Origin of the sequence: Salinirussus salinus (genome assembly GCF_009831455.1) — an archaeon.
Classification (GTDB): Archaea; Halobacteriota; Halobacteria; order Halobacteriales; family Haloarculaceae; genus Salinirussus; species Salinirussus salinus.
Genome location: NZ_WOWO01000002.1, coordinates 595,418 through 611,593, shown reverse-complemented (window position 1 = coordinate 611,593; position 16,176 = coordinate 595,418). Strand labels below are relative to the sequence as shown.

The window sequence follows — 16,176 nt, the reverse complement described above, 5'->3', positions numbered from 1 at the left end:
TGTGGCAGTTCGAGTAGCAAGACTGATTAGCGGAACACGACACACACGCCCATGGACGACCGTTACGACGTTGTGGTCGCCGGGGCCGGACCGGCGGGGGCGCAGTGTGCCCGCGACCTCGCCGGCCGGGACTACGACGTGCTCGTCCTCGAGACAGAGTCCGAGGAGGAGTTCCCCCGGCAGAGCAACAAGTCCACCGCCGGCACCTTCCCGTCGATGATGGCCTCGTTCTCGGTCCCCAACGAGGTCGTCATGAACTTCACCGACACGGTGGTGCTGGAGTCGCCCAACGACTACACCGTTCAGGAGCAGGCGGGTGCGGTGCTGGAGTTCGCCGACTTCAAGCGCTTCCTGGTTCGGGACGGCCGCGAGCGCGGGGCCGACTACCGCTTCGACGCCCGGGTCTCCGCGCCCATCACCGAGGGCGGGGACGTCGTCGGCGTCGAGTTCAACGGCGACGAGCAGGTCTTCGCGGACATCGTGGTCGACGCGACCGGGCCGTCGGCGCCGCTGGCTCGCGAGCTGGGAGTCTCGGACCTCGAGCGCGAGCGCCAGGCCATCGGGATCGAGTACGAGTTCGAGGGCGTCTCGGTCGACCACCCAGGCTACGCCGACCTGACCGACGCGATGATGCTCCGGCTGGACCACGACCTCGCACCCGGGGGGTACTCCTGGATCTTCCACACCGGCGAGGACACCGCGAAGGTCGGGCTCTGTTACATCCAGAACGAGTACCACAGCGACCGCGCCCGCGAGGGGATGACGGTCGACGACTACCTCGAGTACTGGCTCGACACCGACCCGCGCTTCGAGACCGCCACGAAACTCGAGGGCAAACAGCACCGCGGCTCCGCGCACATCCAGCACCCCGGAACGCTCTACACTGACAGCTTCATGGCGGTCGGCGACACGGTCCCGACCGTCGACCCGCTGTGGGGTGAGGGGATCCGCAAGGGCATGAAGTCCGCGCGCGCCGCAGCCGTGACCGCCGACGCCGCGCTCACGCCCCGCGAACCGGACACCTCGGCGGAGGCGATGTCCACCTACGCCGACCTCTGGCACAGCGAGGTCGCCCCGAAAGCCCGGGCCCGGCTGCTGATGACCGAACTGCTCTACTACGCGCCCAACGAACGCTACGACCGGCTGATGGCCGACCTCGACGCCACCGACCAGGACACCCTCGCCGAGGTCAACGGCGGCAACCCGCTGGCGATGCGGAAGCTGCTTCACCTCTCCGACCTCCCGATGCTCGTCGACTTCGCTCGCGAGCGCCTGGACTACCACCTCCCCACGGGGTCCCCGCGGGCCGCCGCGTCCGCACTCTACAGCGCTCTCCTGGGTCGCTGACACCGCCCGACGGTTCGCTGTTGCTTCGCAACCGCTTTCCTGCCTGCGACCCTACCTCTCGTCGCATGAGTCAGGAGATCACCCCGGAGAGCGTGCCACGGGCCGGCGGGATGCCGATGCTCGGCCTCGGCACCTGGGAGAACGACGACCACGACCAGTGCGTCGAGAGTGTCCGTACCGCCCTGGAGATGGGCTATCGCCACGTCGACACCGCACAGGCCTACCGCAACGAGGACGCCGTCGGCGAGGGGATCGCCGCCGCCGACGTCGACCGAGAGGACGTCTTCCTCGCCACGAAGGTGTGGACCTCGAACCTCTCCGCCGAGGACGTCCACGCGAGCGTCGAGGACAGCCTCGACCGCCTGGGCACCGACTACGTCGACCTGCTGTACGTCCACTGGCCGGCCGGCGACTACGACCCCGGGGAGACGCTGCAGGCGTTCGACGAGCTGTACGACAGCGGAACCATCGAGCGGGTCGGCGTCTCGAACTTCGAGCCCGAGCACGTCGAGACGGCCCGCGAGCACCTCGACGCGCCGGTCTTCGCGAACCAGGTCGAGATGCACCCGCTGCTCCCCCAGACGGAACTCCGGGAGTACGCTGCTGAGACCGGCCTCGAACTGGTGGCCTACTCCCCGCTGAAACGGGGCGAGGTGTTCGACGACCCGACGCTGACCGCCGTCGCCGACGAGCACGGCGTCAGCGCCGCCCAGGTCAGCCTCGCGTGGCTCCGCGAGAAGGGGGTCACGACCATCCCGAAGGCCACGGGCGACGAACACATCAGGGACAACCTCGAGAGCCTCTCGCTGTCGCTGTCCGACGACGAAATCGGGCGTATCGACGACATCGACAGCCGGGACCGGCAGGTCCACCCCGACTTCGCCCCCGAAGCCTGGGGATGACGCCGACTGCCCTCTCGTCACCGGGGACCTCCCGTCCCGGGTGCGGGCCGTAGCGGACACGAAGACATATACTCCCCCCCGCGTTTAGGCTCGCACATGTCCACCCAGGAGGGGCTCGTCGGCGCGATAAAGATCGACCTAGTCCGTCTCCACGAAACCTGGATGGAGTTCATCTACCCCCGCCAGCGCGGGGCGGAGAATACGGTGTTGGGCAAGTGGACGCCCGACGGGGGTGCCGAGGCCTTCTTCTACCGGCTGTGGAGCGCGGTCGGCGTCCCGGTGGTAGGACTGGTCTACCCGCTCGTGTTGCTGGGCTACTTCATCCGGTTCCAGAGCCGCCGCGTGAACGTCACCGCCGAGCGCCTCGGCCTCGTCGGGGTGCTCCTCCTGTTCGTCCTCCTGTGGGGCGCGCTGTCGACGCTCGTCCGCTTTGTCGCGCCGGGGAGTTTCGTCTCCGGCGGCGTCGTCGCCGTGCTGGCGGCGAGCGCCGTCGCCGTCGTCGCCGCCGGCCTCTCCTACGGCTTCTGGCGGCTCGGCGGTCGGGTCACGACGGTGCTTCTGGCCTACCCCTTCGCCATGACCGCCATCTTCCTGCCGCCGGTCGTCGCTGCGCTCTACTCGACGGCGCTGGCCGATGTCGTGCTGTCGGGGACGGACTCGCTGGCGGTCTGGTTCGTCCAGGAGGGGCCGGACCTGTTCGGGCTCACCGACTATCTCGTCGCCGAGTTCGACCTCGAGGGCGTGGCCTACGTCCTGCTGTGGTTCGCCATCGCGGTCCCGCTGGGATGGCTGCTGGGCGGCGTCGTCACGCTGGCCGACCTCGTCCGGCCGACGCCCGAGTGACCAACTGAACGTATTTGGGTGCGCGGCCCCAAGCGTGACTGTCCATGGAGTACGACTTCATCCGTTCCGTCGCCCCGCTCGTCGTCATTGTCGCCGTGGCCACCGCCGCGCTCCCGGCGATGACGCCGATGCAGCTGCCCACCGTCATGATGATGGTCCTCCCGTCGATGGTCGTCTTCTCGGTCGTGGCCTTCTTCCTGGGGATGAAACACGGCGAGTTCCGGACGGCGCGGTAACTACAGGACGGCACTCGGGTCGATATCCCCGCCCGCACCGACGACCAGCGACGCGTCCACTTCGTCGGCGCCGACCCCGACGGCGGGACCGGTGGCGACCGCGGCCGCGCCCGCGCGCATCGGCGCGAGCACGCCGGCCGCGAGCGCACCCGCGGCAGGCGCGCCCGACCCCGCGAGCGGGGCCGCGAGCGCGACCCGGTCTCCTTCGCCGAGCCCGTGCTCCTCTACCACCCGGCCGGCAGCGCCGACGAGGTCGCCGTGGGTGTATCCCGCGAGCAGGTCGTCGCTCGCGGCGGGCGGGTCCGGTGGCTGCATCGGGTTCTCGCTCCAGCGCTCGCGCTCGAAGTGGACCACGCCCGACTCCTCCGGCGGGCCGCCGTAGGCCACGACCGAGGTTCCCGGTGCCGCCTCGTACCCGTCGACCCACGCGGCGGGGAGGACGAACACCCGCCCCTCGACCGCCGCGCCGGGCGAGGGGTCGAGGTCGACAGTCGCGCCGAGCTGTGCCGCCCCGAGAACACCCAGCAGGGGGTCGGCGCTGTCGAACCGGCCCAGCGTCTCCCCGGGGCCGGTGTCGGGCTCTTTCGGCCCCACGGCGACCGTCGCCGCTGCGCCTGCCCGCAGGCCGTAGTGGCGCAGGAGGTTCCCGCTCTTCCAGACGCTCGTACAGAAGTCGTCGTAGCGGTAGTCCGTCGTGCGGCCGGGGACCGAGAGGACGACGCCGTCGCGGTCCCTGCCGGCCGCGACTAGGTCGGCGACTGTCTCCATACCGACCCCTTCGGCCCCGCGGCGAAAAGCCCGTCGCGTGGCCACCGCGGGGTATTTTTGTCGGGGCGCGCTCAGTTGCGAGTATGCCCTCCACACGCCTCTCGTCGCTCCGCGAGCGCTGGCTCACGCCGCGCAACGCTGGGATCCTTGCGGCCGTCGTCGTCGCGCTCCCCGCCGCCTACCTGTTTCACACGGCCTTCCGGGCCGAGCAGGCGGACTTCCTCCTGTTGCTCGCGCTCGGGGTCGGCGTCCCGACGGCCCTGGACGGCGTCGGCCCAGACGACCTGGCCGGGGCAGTCGCGCTGACCCTGGGCGCCTGTGCGGTCGTCGGCGTACTGTTCGTCGGCGTCTACGTCGCCACCCTTTCGGTCGCGGGGCAGTTCCCGGCGGCGGTCGTCGCGTTCGTGGTCAGCTACGTCGGCCCGGCGCTGGTCGTCGGCTACCTGCGCCGGCGGCCCGTGTAGAGTCGGCGGGGCCACGGAGAGTCGGCTCAGAAGGTGTCCCGTATCTTCTCGAAGAAGCCCTGCTCGACCTCGATCTCTTCGCCGCCGGCCTCCGCGAACCGCTCCAGGGCTTCCCGCTGTTCCTCGTTGAGCGACTCCGGCGTGACCACCTGGACGTCGACGAACAGGTCCCCCTGCCCGCGGCGCTGGAGGCGGGGCATCCCCTTGTTGCGGAGCCTGAATCGCTCGCCGCTCTGGGTCCCGGCGGGCACCTCCAGCTCGACGGCCCCGTCGAGCGTCTCCACCTGGATGGTGTCGCCGAAGACCGCCTGCGGGAACGAGACCGGCTCGCGGGTGTAGAGGTCGTCGCCCTCGCGGTCGAAGTCGGGGTGGTCCGCGACCTCCACCTCCACCAGCAGGTCGCCGTTGCGCGCCCCCTGCTCGCCGGGAGCGCCCTCGCCGCTCATCCGGAGGGTCTGCCCCGAGGAGATCCCCGCCGGGATCTCGACGGTCAGCGTCGCCTCCTCGCGGACGATACCGTCCCCGCCGCAGGTCGAACAGGTCTCCTCGTAGATGGTCCCCTCGCCCTCGCAGCGCCGGCAGGTCGTGGTCTGTTGCATCCGCCCCAGCGGGGTCTGCTGGACCTGCGTGGTCTGGCCCCGGCCGTTACACTCCGGACAGGTGTGGGAGTCGGTCCCCGGCGGGTGGCCGGTCCCCTCACACTCCGGACACCGCTCGGGCCGGCGCACGGTGAGTTCCTTCTCGACGCCCTCGTAGGCCTCTTCGAGGTCGACCTCCAGCCCCGTACGGAGGTCCTGGCCCTGGCGCGGCCGGTCGCGGCCCCGGCCGCCACCCCCGCCGAAGAACTGCTCGAAGATGTCCTCCATGTCGCCGAAGGGGCCGCCACCGCCGAAGGGGTCGCCGCCCATCCCGCCGCGGGCTCCGCGGCCGTCGGTGTCCGTCGCGCCCCGCTTCTGGGCCTCGATGAACTGTTCGTGACCCATCCGGTCGTACATCTGGCGTTGCTCCTCGTCGGTGAGGACTTCCTTGGCGGTCTTTGCCTTCTTGAACTTCTCCTCGGCGTCCGGGTCGTCGCTGACGTCCGGGTGGTACTCCCGGACCTTCTCGCGGTAGGCCTCGTTGATCTCCTCCTCGGAGGCGTCCCGCGAGACGCCGAGGATGTCGTAGAAGTCCTCCGTCATCAGTTACTCCGGTGTAGCCGGCTCCAACACTAAAACCGTCCGGGTTGGCTGCCTGCGGTGCCGTCGGAGCTGGACCCCGGCGGCTCGGCCCTACCGCTCCCCCAGCATGGCCTTCAGCACGGACGGCGCGTTACGGAGCCTGCCCGCCACGCCCGACCCGTACATGACCTCCATCGCCTTCCCGAGCACTTCGGGGGTGTTCTCGTCGTAGGGGAACCACCAGAGGTCCCGGAACCGACCCGTCCGCAGGCCCGTCTCACCTTCGGCGACGTGGACGTGTTTCGCCCGGGTGACGGACTCGATCCCCCAGCGGCCATGGGAGAAGTCACCGCCGGTGTCCTTGTAACCGCCCCAGGGCGTCGCGTGCAGGCCGAACGTGTAGAGGTGGTCGTTGACCGTCACGGTCCCCGCTTCGATCCGGCGGGCGACCGCCTCGCCACGCTCGACGTCGGTGGTCCAGACGCTGCCGGTCAGGCCGTAGGCGGTGTCGTTGGCCCGCTCGACGGCGTCGTCGATGTCCATGTAGGACATGACCGGGAGGACCGGCCCGAACGTCTCCTCGCGCACGACCGGCATGTCGTCGGTCACGCCCGTCAGCACCGTCGGCGCGTAGAAGTGGCCCTCCCGGTCCAGCGGTTCGCCGCCGGTCAGCACCTCCGCGCCCATCTCGACGGAGCGCTCGACCTGGGAGTGGAGCTTCTCGACGGCCTCGGCGCTGATCAGCGGCCCCACCTCGACGACGCCCTCATCCCCGCTTGCGCCGACGCGGAGGCTCTCGACGCGCTCGACGAGCATCCGCCTGAGGCGGGGCTCGATGGCCCCGTGGGCGTACACGCGCTTGACGGCCGCACAGGACTGCCCCGCGTTCGCGAAGCGGGCCCAGAGGATGCCGTCCGCCGCCAGGTCGAGGTCCGCGTCGGGCATGACGATGGCCGGGTCGCTGCCGCCACACTCCAGGCAGACTGTCGTGTCGGTCCCCGCGGTGACCTCCCGGAGGTGATTGCCGACCTCGGTGCTCCCGGTGAATGAGAGGTGGTCCACGCCGGACTCGGCGAGAGCCTGACCCGTCACCTCGCCGCGGCCCGGAACCACCTGCAGGAGGTCCGCCGGCAACCCTGCCTCCTCGAGCAGGTCTCGGAGCAGGAACGCCGTCAGCGTCGTCTCCTCGGCAGGCTTGAGCACGACAGCATTACCGGCAAACAGCGTCGGTACGACCTCCGAGGCGGGGATCCCGAAGGGGTAGTTCCAGGGCGTGATCATCCCGACCACTCCCACGGGCTCCCGGTAGACCGTGCTGTCGCCGACCGACTCCAGCGCCCCCAGCTGGACCTCCTCTTCGAGAAGGCCGGCTCCCTGCTCCGAGAGGAACTGCACGGCGTTGAGCGCTGGCGCGACCTCGGTTCCGACTGCCTCCCCGGCCGGTTTGCCGACCTCGGCAGTGGCCGTCTCCGCCACCTCCGTCTTGCGCTCCAGCAGGAGGTCGCGGAACTGCTCCAGGACGGCGAGTCGCTCTTCGATGTCTCTCCGTTCCCACGCAGACTGTGCCGCGGCGGCGTCGGCGACGGCCGCCTCGACCGTCTCTGCGTCCGCTTCCGGGATCTCGTCGTTGACCTCGAGCGTCGCCGGATTCCGCGTGACGATGGCGTGTCCCTCGCCTGCCGCGTCGTCCGCCGTCTCAGATCCTGTTGCCATGCCTTACATAACCGCTCACACGCGTTAACCGTTTGGTCGAGCCGATTCTCCCCAGCGAGGTCGATGAGTCACACGCGCCCGGGTGAGAGACGGGGCCAGAGCACCCGATTCCTGCGCAGGAACTGGGGAACACGGGGTCCGGGCCGGTGAAAAACGGGGCTAGGCTGGCGAAAGACGGCCCGGACCGCCAGCCTGGCCGGGGGGTGACGATGGCGCCACCTCGATCACTGGCCACTGGGGTCCGACACCTCCTCGTTTCGTCGTCCTCGCCGACGCCCTCGGACGATGCCCGACGGGCTCAGGCGGACGACTCCTCTTCGTCTTCGTCCTCGTCGTCGATGTCCTCGAAGTCGGCGTCGACGTACTCCTCGCCGTCACCCGCCGGCCCGGCGCCCGCGCCGGCTGCACCTGCGCCCGGCCCGGTTCCAGCACCGGGACCGGCACCCGCACCAGGTCCGGCGCCGGCGGCACCCGCCCCGCCGGCACCCGCACCGCCCGCGGCCCCGGCGGCCTGCTCCTGGTACATTTGCTTGCCGATCTCCTGGAGTTCCTCGGCGAGATACTCGGTGGCGGACTCGATGCGCTCCTTGTCGGCGTCCTCGTCCTCGAGGACCTCCTCGACCTCCTCGATGGCGTCGCGGATGTCGGCCTCGAGGTCGTCGTCGACGGCCTCCTCGTTCTCCTCGAGCAGGGTCTCGGCGCGCTGGATGGTCGACTCGGCCTCGTTGCGGGCCTCGATGCGCTCGCGGCGGCGCTCGTCCTCCTCGGCGTGTTGCTCGGCCTCCTCCTGCATCTGCTCGATCTGCTCGTCCGAGAGGCCGGCGCCGCCCTCGATAGTGATGTTCTCCTCGTTGCCCGACCCCTTGTCCTCGGCGGTGACGTTGACGATGCCGTTCTCGTCCAGCGAGAAGCTGACCTCGATCTGGGGGGTGCCCGCGGGCGCCGGCGGGATGCCGGTCAGCGCGAACTCCCCGAGGAGTTCGTTCTCCTCTGCGATCTCGCGTTCGCCCTGGAAGACGCGGATCTGGACCTGGGTCTGGTTGTCCTGGGCGGTGGTGAAGATCTTCGACTCCTCCGTGGGAATGGTCGTGTTCTTCTCGATCAGCCGCTCGAAGAGCCCACCCTTGACCTCCACGCCCAGCGACAGCGGCGTGACGTCCACGAGGACGATGTCGTCGACGTCGCCGGAGAGGACGCCACCCTGGATGGCCGCGCCGAGCGCGACCGCCTCGTCGGGGTTGACGTTCTTCTTCGGCTCCTGGCCGGTCAGGTCCTCGACGCGCTCTTGGATCATCGGCATCCGGGTCGACCCGCCGACGAGGATGACCTCGTCGATGTCGCCCTTGTCGTAGCCGGCGTCGGAAAGCGCCTGCTCGGTCGGGCCGACCGTCCGCTCGACGAGGTCCCCGGTCAGCGACTCGAACTTCGCGCGGGTCAGCGAGACCTCCAGGTCCTTCGGGCCGTCGTCGTCGGCGGCGATGAACGGGAGGGTGATGGTGGTCTCCTTGCGGTTCGAGAGCTCGATTTTCGCCTCCTCGGCGGCCTCGGTCAGCCGCTGGAGGGCCTGACGGTCCTCCCGGAGGTCGATGCCGTGCTCGTCGTAGAAGTCCTCCGCGAGGTAGTCGATGATGGCGTGGTCCCAGTCGTCGCCGCCGAGGCCGTTGTCGCCGTTGGTGGCGACGACCTCGTAGACGCCGCCGCCGAGGTCGAGAATGGAGACGTCGAAGGTCCCCCCGCCGAGGTCGTAGACGAGGACGGTCTGGTCGGACTCGTCGTCGAGCCCGTAGGCCATCGCGGCCGCAGTGGGCTCGTTGATGATCCGCTCGACCTCGAAGCCGGCGATCTCGCCGGCGTCCTTGGTCGCCTGGCGCTGGCGGTCCGAGAAGTACGCGGGGACCGTGATGACGGCCTTCTCGACGTCGTCGCCGAGATACTCCTCGGCGTCGCGTTTGATCTTCTGGAGGATCATCGCCGAGACCTGCTCGGGGGTGTACTCCTCGCCCTCGATCTCGACGGTGTAGCCGTCCTCGCCCATGTGTCGCTTGATGGACTCGACGGTGTTGTCGGGGTTCTGGACGGCCTGGTTCTTCGCGGGCTTGCCTACGAGCTGTTCGCCGTCGTCGAAGGCCACCACCGAGGGGGTCGTGCGCTCGCCCTCGCTGTTGACGATGATCTCCGGGTCACCGCCCTCCATGACCGCGAACGCGCTGTTCGTGGTCCCGAGGTCGATCCCGAGAATCTTGTTGCTCGCCATCTTGCTCACATGTACCCGGTTGTGGCGGTTAAAAGTTGCTAGAACGGCCCGTCAGCGGTTCGTCCGACTCCGGGCGCCGTCCCCGATTTTTCGATCCGGGCTCGGTTCCGTCGACCCGACCGTATAAATCGACCGCAAATCGACCGCTCACCGGCGGCGGTTACCGCCGGCCATCGGGGCTCCATGGGCTCCGGTTATCCGTCGCTGACGGTGACCTGGGCAGGCCGGAGTACCTTCCCGCCCATCTCGTAACCGGGGCGGTGGAGGTCCTCGATGGTCCCCTCGGGCTGGTCGGAGTCGACGCGCATCAATACCTCGTGGCGGGTCGGGTCCGTCTCCTCGCCGGGTTCGGGCTCGATGACCGCGACGTCCTCCCGGTCGAGTTCCTCGTCGAACTGCTGGAGCGTGGACTCGACCCCGCCGCGGATGTCGGCGTCCTCGTCCTGCTCCAGTGCCCGGGCGAGGTTGTCCCGCACGTCCAGCAGCCGCGTCACGAGGTCCTCGGTCGCGCGGGCCCGGACGTCCTCCATCTTCTGTTCCTGGCGTTTCTTGTAGTTCTGGAAGTCCGCCTGCTTCCGCGCGAGCCGGGACTCGAGGTCCTCGAGTTGCGCCTCGCGCTCCTCGAGCTGGGCCTCCAGCTCCGAGACGGCGTCCCGGAGCCCGGCGACCTCGGCGGCCAGGTCCTCGGGGTCGCGCTCCTCGACTCGCTCGACCAGTTCGGCGTCGGGCTCGACGCTTCCGGCGACATCTTCGAGCGTTTCCCAGCTCCCGCCGGTCCCGTCGACGATCTCCTCGAGATCCCCTGCTTCCCCGCTGACGTCGGCGTCCGGTCCGGCGTCGTCGGCCCCGACCTCCGTCCCGTCGGCAGCCTCCCTCCCGTCGGCCCCGCTGGCACCGGGGTCGCCAGGGGAGTCGCCGTCGGCCGCGTCCTGCTCGGTCATACCGGGAAAGAGCCGTCTCGCGAATAAAAAGGAAGCGACACGCGACAGGACCGGTCGCGGCGACCTGCGGCGACACGCTCATGCCGGCGGCCCGCCGACCGGGCCGTGTGGACAGCGAGTTCGGCTTCGAACTGCAGGTCTGTGCGTGGGCCGAGCGCCACTGGCCCCCCGAAGGGAGCGACAGCCGGCCGGTCCTCGTCGCCCGCCAGCTGGGGACCGGCCGCCGCCGGTGGGACACTATCGTCCTCGTCTGTGACCCCGAGGGACTTGCCGCCCGCCGTGCCTTCGGCCGGCGGCGTCTCGACTCCGACCTGCTGCACGTCGTCCGGCACGCGCCTGTCGAGTGGGCCTGGTACCGCGAGGCGCTGCCCGACCCGGGCTACCCCTGGCGGTACGTCCGGGAGGCAGTCAACCGGGCGGCCGGCCGCGGGATACTGGAACGCCGCAAACGCAGCGGCCGGGTCGAGGTCCGGCGGGTCCGGTCCTACCCCGACTGGGTCGAGCGGGTCGTCGCCGTCGAGAACAAGCCCGACCTCGACGCGGCCGCGGCCCGCGCGTTGCGGCCCCAGCTCCGCCACGACGTCGCGCTCGCACTGGCCGACGAGGTCTGGGTCGCGACCGCCGAGGCCGGCGAGCGCGTCGAGCCCGCGCTGCTCGAGGACATCCCCGTCGAGGCGGGGATCCTGACCGTCTCGCCGGGTCAGCGCGGCGCCGACGCCGCACGCGTCGTCTGGCGGCCACGAAGCCTCCCGGCCGGCGAGCCCGGGACGCGCATCCTCGAGAACCCGACCGGCGGTGGGGGCGGCAGCCACGACGCCTCCGCCGCCCGCTTCGAGTACGCGGACCCGGACTGGAAGGCCCGCAAGCGCCTCGAGATCGCCGAGCGGGCCTACGAGCGGGGGTGGCGCAGCTACGCCGACTCGATGCGCCCGGACTGCCGGCACTTCGAACTCCGGCCCGCGCCCGACGTGGCCCGGCCCTACTGCACGGCGAAAGGGTGCCACCAGACCGCCGGCGAGTGTGCGGGCTCCTGCCCGGAGTTCGAGCCCGAACCGCCCGCCTGGCGCCAGGGGGGCTGGCCCGTGGAGGGAGGGCCCGGGGCGGGGGTCAAGCGGCTCCTGGCACGCCAGCGCTCGCGCCGGCGGCCGGGCACGGAGTGACCGCCGGTCCGGCTGGCCGCGTTCGGAACGAAGGCGACGCCGAGCGCGCCGGCGCTCACTCCCGGACGTCGAGGTCCTCGCGCGGGAGCGCCAGCCGGAAGGTCGGAACGGTCGTCCGCACGCGCTCGACCGCCCCCCGGTCGGCGAGCGTGTGCAGCGCGGACCGCACCTCCTCGACCGGCGGGTCCCGCCCCGTCTCGCGGAGGTCCTGCAGCGTCGCGACGACGCTCTGTGGTTCCTCCTCGGGGCCGGGGAGGACGTCGAGCACCGCCGCCCCGAACGCGTCGGTGTCGACGGTCCGGGGCCCTTCCAGCTCCTCGCCGGTGACCAGCGCCTCCGCCTCGGGCGTCGCGCAGATCAGCGAGTCGTCGTTGCGGTAGTAGTACTCGCTCAGCTCCGCCTCGAGGTAGCTGTGGACCTCGCTGCCGCTGTCCATCCCCCAGGCCGCCTGGAGTTCGGCGTTCTTGGTGGGCTGGCGCTCGACGATGTCGGCCAGCCGCTCCAGGGCCTCCTCCGAGAGACTCATCGGTGTCGGGTTATGTCAGCGGGTACATCCGCGTTTGGATCCGCGGATCCGGTCGCGTGTTCGGACTCCACGCAGGTTCGCGGTCAGTCGCCGCGCAGTTCCCGCATGTGGTCGATCCGCCGCTGGACGAGGTCGGGCTTGCCGATGTCGTGGCGCATCCGCAGCCCCTCCTCGCCGGCGGCGGCGAGTGCCGCCTCCGCCTGCTCTTCGGCCTCGGTGATGGTGTCGGCCACGCCGACCACTGCGAACGAGCGGGAGGTGGTCGTGTAGATGCCGTCCTCGCGCTCGTCGACGCTGGCGTAGAACAGCAGCGCGTCCCCGGCGCTGTTCTCGTCGATAGCAACCCTTGCCCCGGCCTGCGGGTCGGTCGGGTAGCCGTCCGGGACGGCGTACTTGCAGACCGTCGCCTGCCGGGCGAAGGAGAGCTGGGGCAGCGAGCCACCCTCGCGGGCGGCGACGAGCACGTCGAGGAAGTCAGTTTCGAGTACGGGCAGCGTGTTCATCGCCTCCGGGTCACCGAAGCGGGCGTTGAACTCCACGACCTTCACGCCCTCGGCTGTGAGCATGAACTGGCCGTACAGCACGCCCTTGTACCCCTCCAGGGCGTCGACCGTCGCCTGGATGACGTCGACCGCCTCGAGGTAGTCGTCCTCGTCCATGAAGGGGAGTTCGAGGGCGGCGTCGCTGTAGGAACCCATTCCGCCGGTGTTGGGGCCCTCGTCGCCCTCGTAGGCGCGCTTGTGGTCCTGGACGGCCGGCGTCACCCGCACCTCCCCGTTGGCGACGAAGGCCTGGACGGTGAACTCCTCGCCGACCAGCCGCTCCTCCAGCACCACCCGGTCGTAGTCGGACTCGCGCAGATACTCCTTGGCCTCCTCGGCGGTGACCTGGTCCCCGATGACCCGGACGCCCTTGCCACCCGTGAGGCCCGCTGGCTTGACGGCGAGGTCCCCGTCGTAGCTGTCGATGTACTCGCAGGCGGCCTCCATGTCTCGGAACTCCTCGAAGTCGGGGCAGCCGGGGACATCGTGTTCCTGCATGAACCGCCGCTGGAACCCCTTGTCCGTCTCGATGCGGGCCTGCTCTTCCCGCGGGCCGAACGTGTAGACGCCCGCGTCGTCGAGCGCGTCGGCGACGCCCGCCTCAAGGGCCGCCTCCGGGCCGACGGCGGCGAGGTCCGCGCCGACCTCCCCGGCGTAGGCGGTGACGGCCGTCGGGTTCGTCGTCTCCAGCGTCTCGAATCCGGCGGCGAGTTCCGCGATTCCTGGATTGCGGTTGCCGGCGCAGGCGTACAGCGTCGCGTCCTCGGTTCCCGCGACCGCCCGCGCGATGGCGTGTTCGCGGCCGCCCCCGCCCACGAGCAGCACTGTCTCAGTCATACCTGAGTGGGCGGCAGGCGCCGACTAAAGCGTTCGGCTTCGCCCAAGAGGTTAGGTGGCGGGCGCCGCTACTCGACCTATGAGCACACCGACGAGCCGGAACCGGCTGGACGAGGAGGCCAGCCCGTACCTCCAGGCCCACGCCGACAACCCCGTCAACTGGCAGCCCTGGGACAAACAGGCAAGACAGGCCGCCAGAGAACGGGACGTGCCGATCTTCCTCTCCATCGGCTACGCCGCCTGTCACTGGTGTCACGTCATGGCCGAGGAGAGCTTCGAGGACGAGGAGGCCGCCGACCTGCTCAACGAGAGTTTCGTCCCCGTGAAGGTCGACCGCGAGGAGCGCCCCGACGTCGACAGCATCTACATGACGATCTGCCAGCGGGTCACCGGCCAGGGCGGGTGGCCGCTGTCGGTCTGGCTCACGCCCGAGGGCGACCCCTTCTACGTGGGGACCTACTTCCCGCCGGAGGCAAAGCGCGGCCAGCCCGGCTTCAAGCAGCTGCTGCGGGACATCCGCGACGCCTGGGCCGACCCCGAGGAGCGCGAGGAGATCGAGGAGCGCGCCGCAAAGTGGACCCGCGCCATCGAGGGGGAGCTGGAGGAGGTGCCCGACCAGCCCAGCCCGCCCGAGGACGGCGTCCTCGACCGGGCGGCGAAGGCCGCCGTCAACGGCGCCGACCGGACCCACGGCGGCTGGGGCCGGGGCCAGAAGTTCCCCCAGCCCGGTCGGCTCCACATCCTCCTGCGCGCGTACGACCGCACCGGCGAGGACGAGTATCTCGACGTCGCCACGGAGACGCTCGACGCGATGGCCAACGGCGGCCTCTACGACCACGCCGGCGGCGGGTTTCACCGCTACACGACCGACCGGGAGTGGGTCGTCCCCCACTTCGAGAAGATGCTCTACGACAACGCCGAACTCCCGCGGGCCTTCCTGGCTGGCTACCAGGCTACCGGCGAGGAGCGCTACGCGACCGTCGCCGAGGAGACCTTCGCGTTCCTCGAGGACGAACTCCAGCACCCCGACGGCGGCTTCTACAGCACGCTGGACGCGCGGAGCGCCGACGAGAGCGGCGAGCGCGTCGAGGGGGAGTTCTACGTCTGGACGCCCGAGCAGGTCCGGGAGGCCGTCGCCGACACGGCCGACGCCGACCTGTTCTGTGACCGCTACGGGGTGAGCGAGCCCGGCAACTTCGAGGGCAGCACGGTGCTCACCGTCTCGACGCCGGTCGCAGAACTGGCCGCCGAGCACGGCCTCGACGAGCGAGAGGTCCGCGAGCGGCTGAACCGCGCCCGCGAGCAGGTCCGCGAAGCGCGCGAGACGCGGCCCCGCCCGCCCCGCGACGAGAAGGTGCTCGCGGGCTGGAACGGGCTCGCCGTCTCCGCGCTCGCCGAGGGCGGGCTCGTTCTCGACGGGGACTACGCCGACACCGCAGCCGACGCGCTCGGGTTCGTCCGCGAGCACTGCTGGGACTCCCGGGAGCGTCACCTCCACCGCCGTTACAAGGACGGCGAGGTCCGCGTCGAGGGGTACCTCGAGGACTACGCCTTCCTCGGGAAGGGGGCGCTCGACCTGTACCAGGCGACCGGCGACGTCGACCACCTCGCGTTCGCGCTCGAACTGGCGCGGGCCATCGAAGAGCGGTTCTGGGACGAGGAGGCAGGGACGCTCTACTTCACGCAGGCCGGCGGCGAGGAACTCATCGCCCGCCCGCAGGAGGTCTCCGACCAGTCGACTCCCTCCAGCGCGGGCGTCGCCGCGCGACTACTGTTGGCGCTCGACCACTTCGCGGAGGCCGACTTCGCAACTGTCGCCGGGACGGTCGTGAACACCCACGGCGACCGGATCGACGCGAACCCGCTCCAGCACGCCAGCCTCTCGCTGGCGGCGGACACACTCGCGGAGGGGCACCTCGAACTCACGCTCGCGGCCGACGACCCGCCCGCGGAGTGGCACGAAACTGTCGCCGACCGGTATCTCCCGGCTCGCCTGCTGGCCTGGCGGCCGGGCAGCGACGAGCGGATGCAGGGGTGGCTCGACGCGCTGGAGCTGGCCGAGGCACCGCCAATCTGGGCCGGCCGCGGGCCACGGGACGGCCAGCCTGCCGTCTACGCGTGTCGCTCCTTCGCCTGCTCGCCGCCGAAAGAGACCGTCGCGGACGCGCTCGCCTGGGCCGCCGGCGAGACTGACGACTGACCCCACAGCCGCGTCCGGCTGCCGCCTCGCGTCACTCGTCGCGGAGTTCGCTCAGCCGCTCCCAGGTCTCGACACAGCCACAGCCGTCGTCGATGTCTTCGAGGTGGTCGTCGGGCTCCGAGCGCGTCTCGCTCATAGTTACTCACAATGCGAGTAACTACAAATACCTTGGGGCGAAACCAGGTGCTCCGCGGGAGGGGGGGTCTGTCCAGGCATCCCCAGGCATGCGCGAACCCGATGGAGGGGGAGACTCGGGGAAGACTGGAGTTGAAGAGGACTGGAT

At 70.5% G+C, this 16,176-nt stretch carries 14 protein-coding genes; 7 read left to right on the top strand and 7 right to left on the bottom strand.

Annotation, left to right across the window (positions count from 1 at the left end):
* The first annotated feature begins 51 nt into the window (after positions 1-51).
* The 4 genes from GN153_RS06295 (at position 52) to GN153_RS06280 (ending at position 3,328) form a co-directional block, all read left to right on the top strand.
* On the top strand, positions 52-1,347 hold the full coding sequence (locus GN153_RS06295; protein WP_159900883.1) for a digeranylgeranylglycerophospholipid reductase: 1,296 nt from the start codon (positions 52-54) through the stop codon (positions 1,345-1,347).
* Positions 1,348-1,457: 110 nt separating this feature from the next.
* Positions 1,458-2,249, top strand: a complete 792-nt coding sequence (locus tag GN153_RS06290) for an aldo/keto reductase (RefSeq protein WP_159902206.1) — start codon at positions 1,458-1,460, stop codon at positions 2,247-2,249.
* A gap of 96 nt (positions 2,250-2,345) precedes the next feature.
* A complete protein-coding gene (locus tag GN153_RS06285; protein ID WP_159900881.1) occupies positions 2,346-3,092 on the top strand; it encodes a hypothetical protein in 747 nt (248 codons plus the stop codon).
* Positions 3,093-3,136: 44 nt separating this feature from the next.
* Positions 3,137-3,328 (top strand): DUF7333 family protein, encoded by a 192-nt coding sequence (locus GN153_RS06280; protein ID WP_159900879.1) that lies wholly within the window; start codon positions 3,137-3,139, stop codon positions 3,326-3,328.
* On the opposite strand, the gene GN153_RS06275 is transcribed toward GN153_RS06280, so the two are convergent.
* Positions 3,329-4,096, bottom strand: coding sequence for a hypothetical protein (locus GN153_RS06275; RefSeq protein ID WP_159900877.1), 768 nt, complete (start codon positions 4,094-4,096; stop codon positions 3,329-3,331). It abuts the gene before it with no gap.
* A gap of 83 nt (positions 4,097-4,179) precedes the next feature.
* Between GN153_RS06275 and GN153_RS06270 the strand changes: the two genes are divergently transcribed.
* Positions 4,180-4,560 (top strand): hypothetical protein, encoded by a 381-nt coding sequence (locus GN153_RS06270; protein ID WP_159900875.1) that lies wholly within the window; start codon positions 4,180-4,182, stop codon positions 4,558-4,560.
* Positions 4,561-4,586: 26 nt separating this feature from the next.
* Here the strand turns inward: GN153_RS06270 and dnaJ are convergent, their stop codons facing one another.
* From dnaJ to grpE, 4 genes are all read right to left on the bottom strand, one after another.
* Positions 4,587-5,741: a molecular chaperone DnaJ gene (gene dnaJ / locus GN153_RS06265; protein ID WP_159900873.1), complete on the bottom strand. Its 1,155-nt coding sequence runs from the start codon at positions 5,739-5,741 to the stop codon at positions 4,587-4,589.
* A gap of 90 nt (positions 5,742-5,831) precedes the next feature.
* A complete protein-coding gene (locus tag GN153_RS06260) occupies positions 5,832-7,433 on the bottom strand; it encodes an aldehyde dehydrogenase family protein (RefSeq protein ID WP_159900871.1) in 1,602 nt (533 codons plus the stop codon).
* A 298-nt stretch (positions 7,434-7,731) separates the two neighbouring features.
* A complete protein-coding gene (gene dnaK / locus GN153_RS06255; protein WP_159900869.1) occupies positions 7,732-9,687 on the bottom strand; it encodes a molecular chaperone DnaK in 1,956 nt (651 codons plus the stop codon).
* Between the two features lie 194 nt (positions 9,688-9,881).
* Positions 9,882-10,628, bottom strand: a complete 747-nt coding sequence (grpE, locus tag GN153_RS06250; protein WP_159900868.1) for a nucleotide exchange factor GrpE — start codon at positions 10,626-10,628, stop codon at positions 9,882-9,884.
* 80 nt (positions 10,629-10,708) lie between these two features.
* Between grpE and GN153_RS06245 the strand changes: the two genes are divergently transcribed.
* A complete protein-coding gene (locus tag GN153_RS06245) occupies positions 10,709-11,788 on the top strand; it encodes a DUF5787 family protein (RefSeq protein WP_159900867.1) in 1,080 nt (359 codons plus the stop codon).
* Between the two features lie 55 nt (positions 11,789-11,843).
* Here the strand turns inward: GN153_RS06245 and GN153_RS06240 are convergent, their stop codons facing one another.
* A complete protein-coding gene (locus tag GN153_RS06240) occupies positions 11,844-12,314 on the bottom strand; it encodes a DUF5797 family protein (protein ID WP_159900866.1) in 471 nt (156 codons plus the stop codon).
* 83 nt (positions 12,315-12,397) lie between these two features.
* Positions 12,398-13,693 carry a phosphoribosylamine--glycine ligase gene (purD, locus tag GN153_RS06235; protein WP_159900865.1) on the bottom strand — a complete coding sequence of 432 codons (1,296 nt, stop codon included), beginning with the start codon at positions 13,691-13,693 and terminating at the stop codon, positions 12,398-12,400.
* A gap of 79 nt (positions 13,694-13,772) precedes the next feature.
* Here purD and GN153_RS06230 point away from each other — a divergent pair, with 79 nt between their 5' ends.
* Positions 13,773-15,893 (top strand): thioredoxin domain-containing protein, encoded by a 2,121-nt coding sequence (locus tag GN153_RS06230; protein ID WP_159900864.1) that lies wholly within the window; start codon positions 13,773-13,775, stop codon positions 15,891-15,893.
* Positions 15,894-16,176 lie beyond the last annotated feature (283 nt).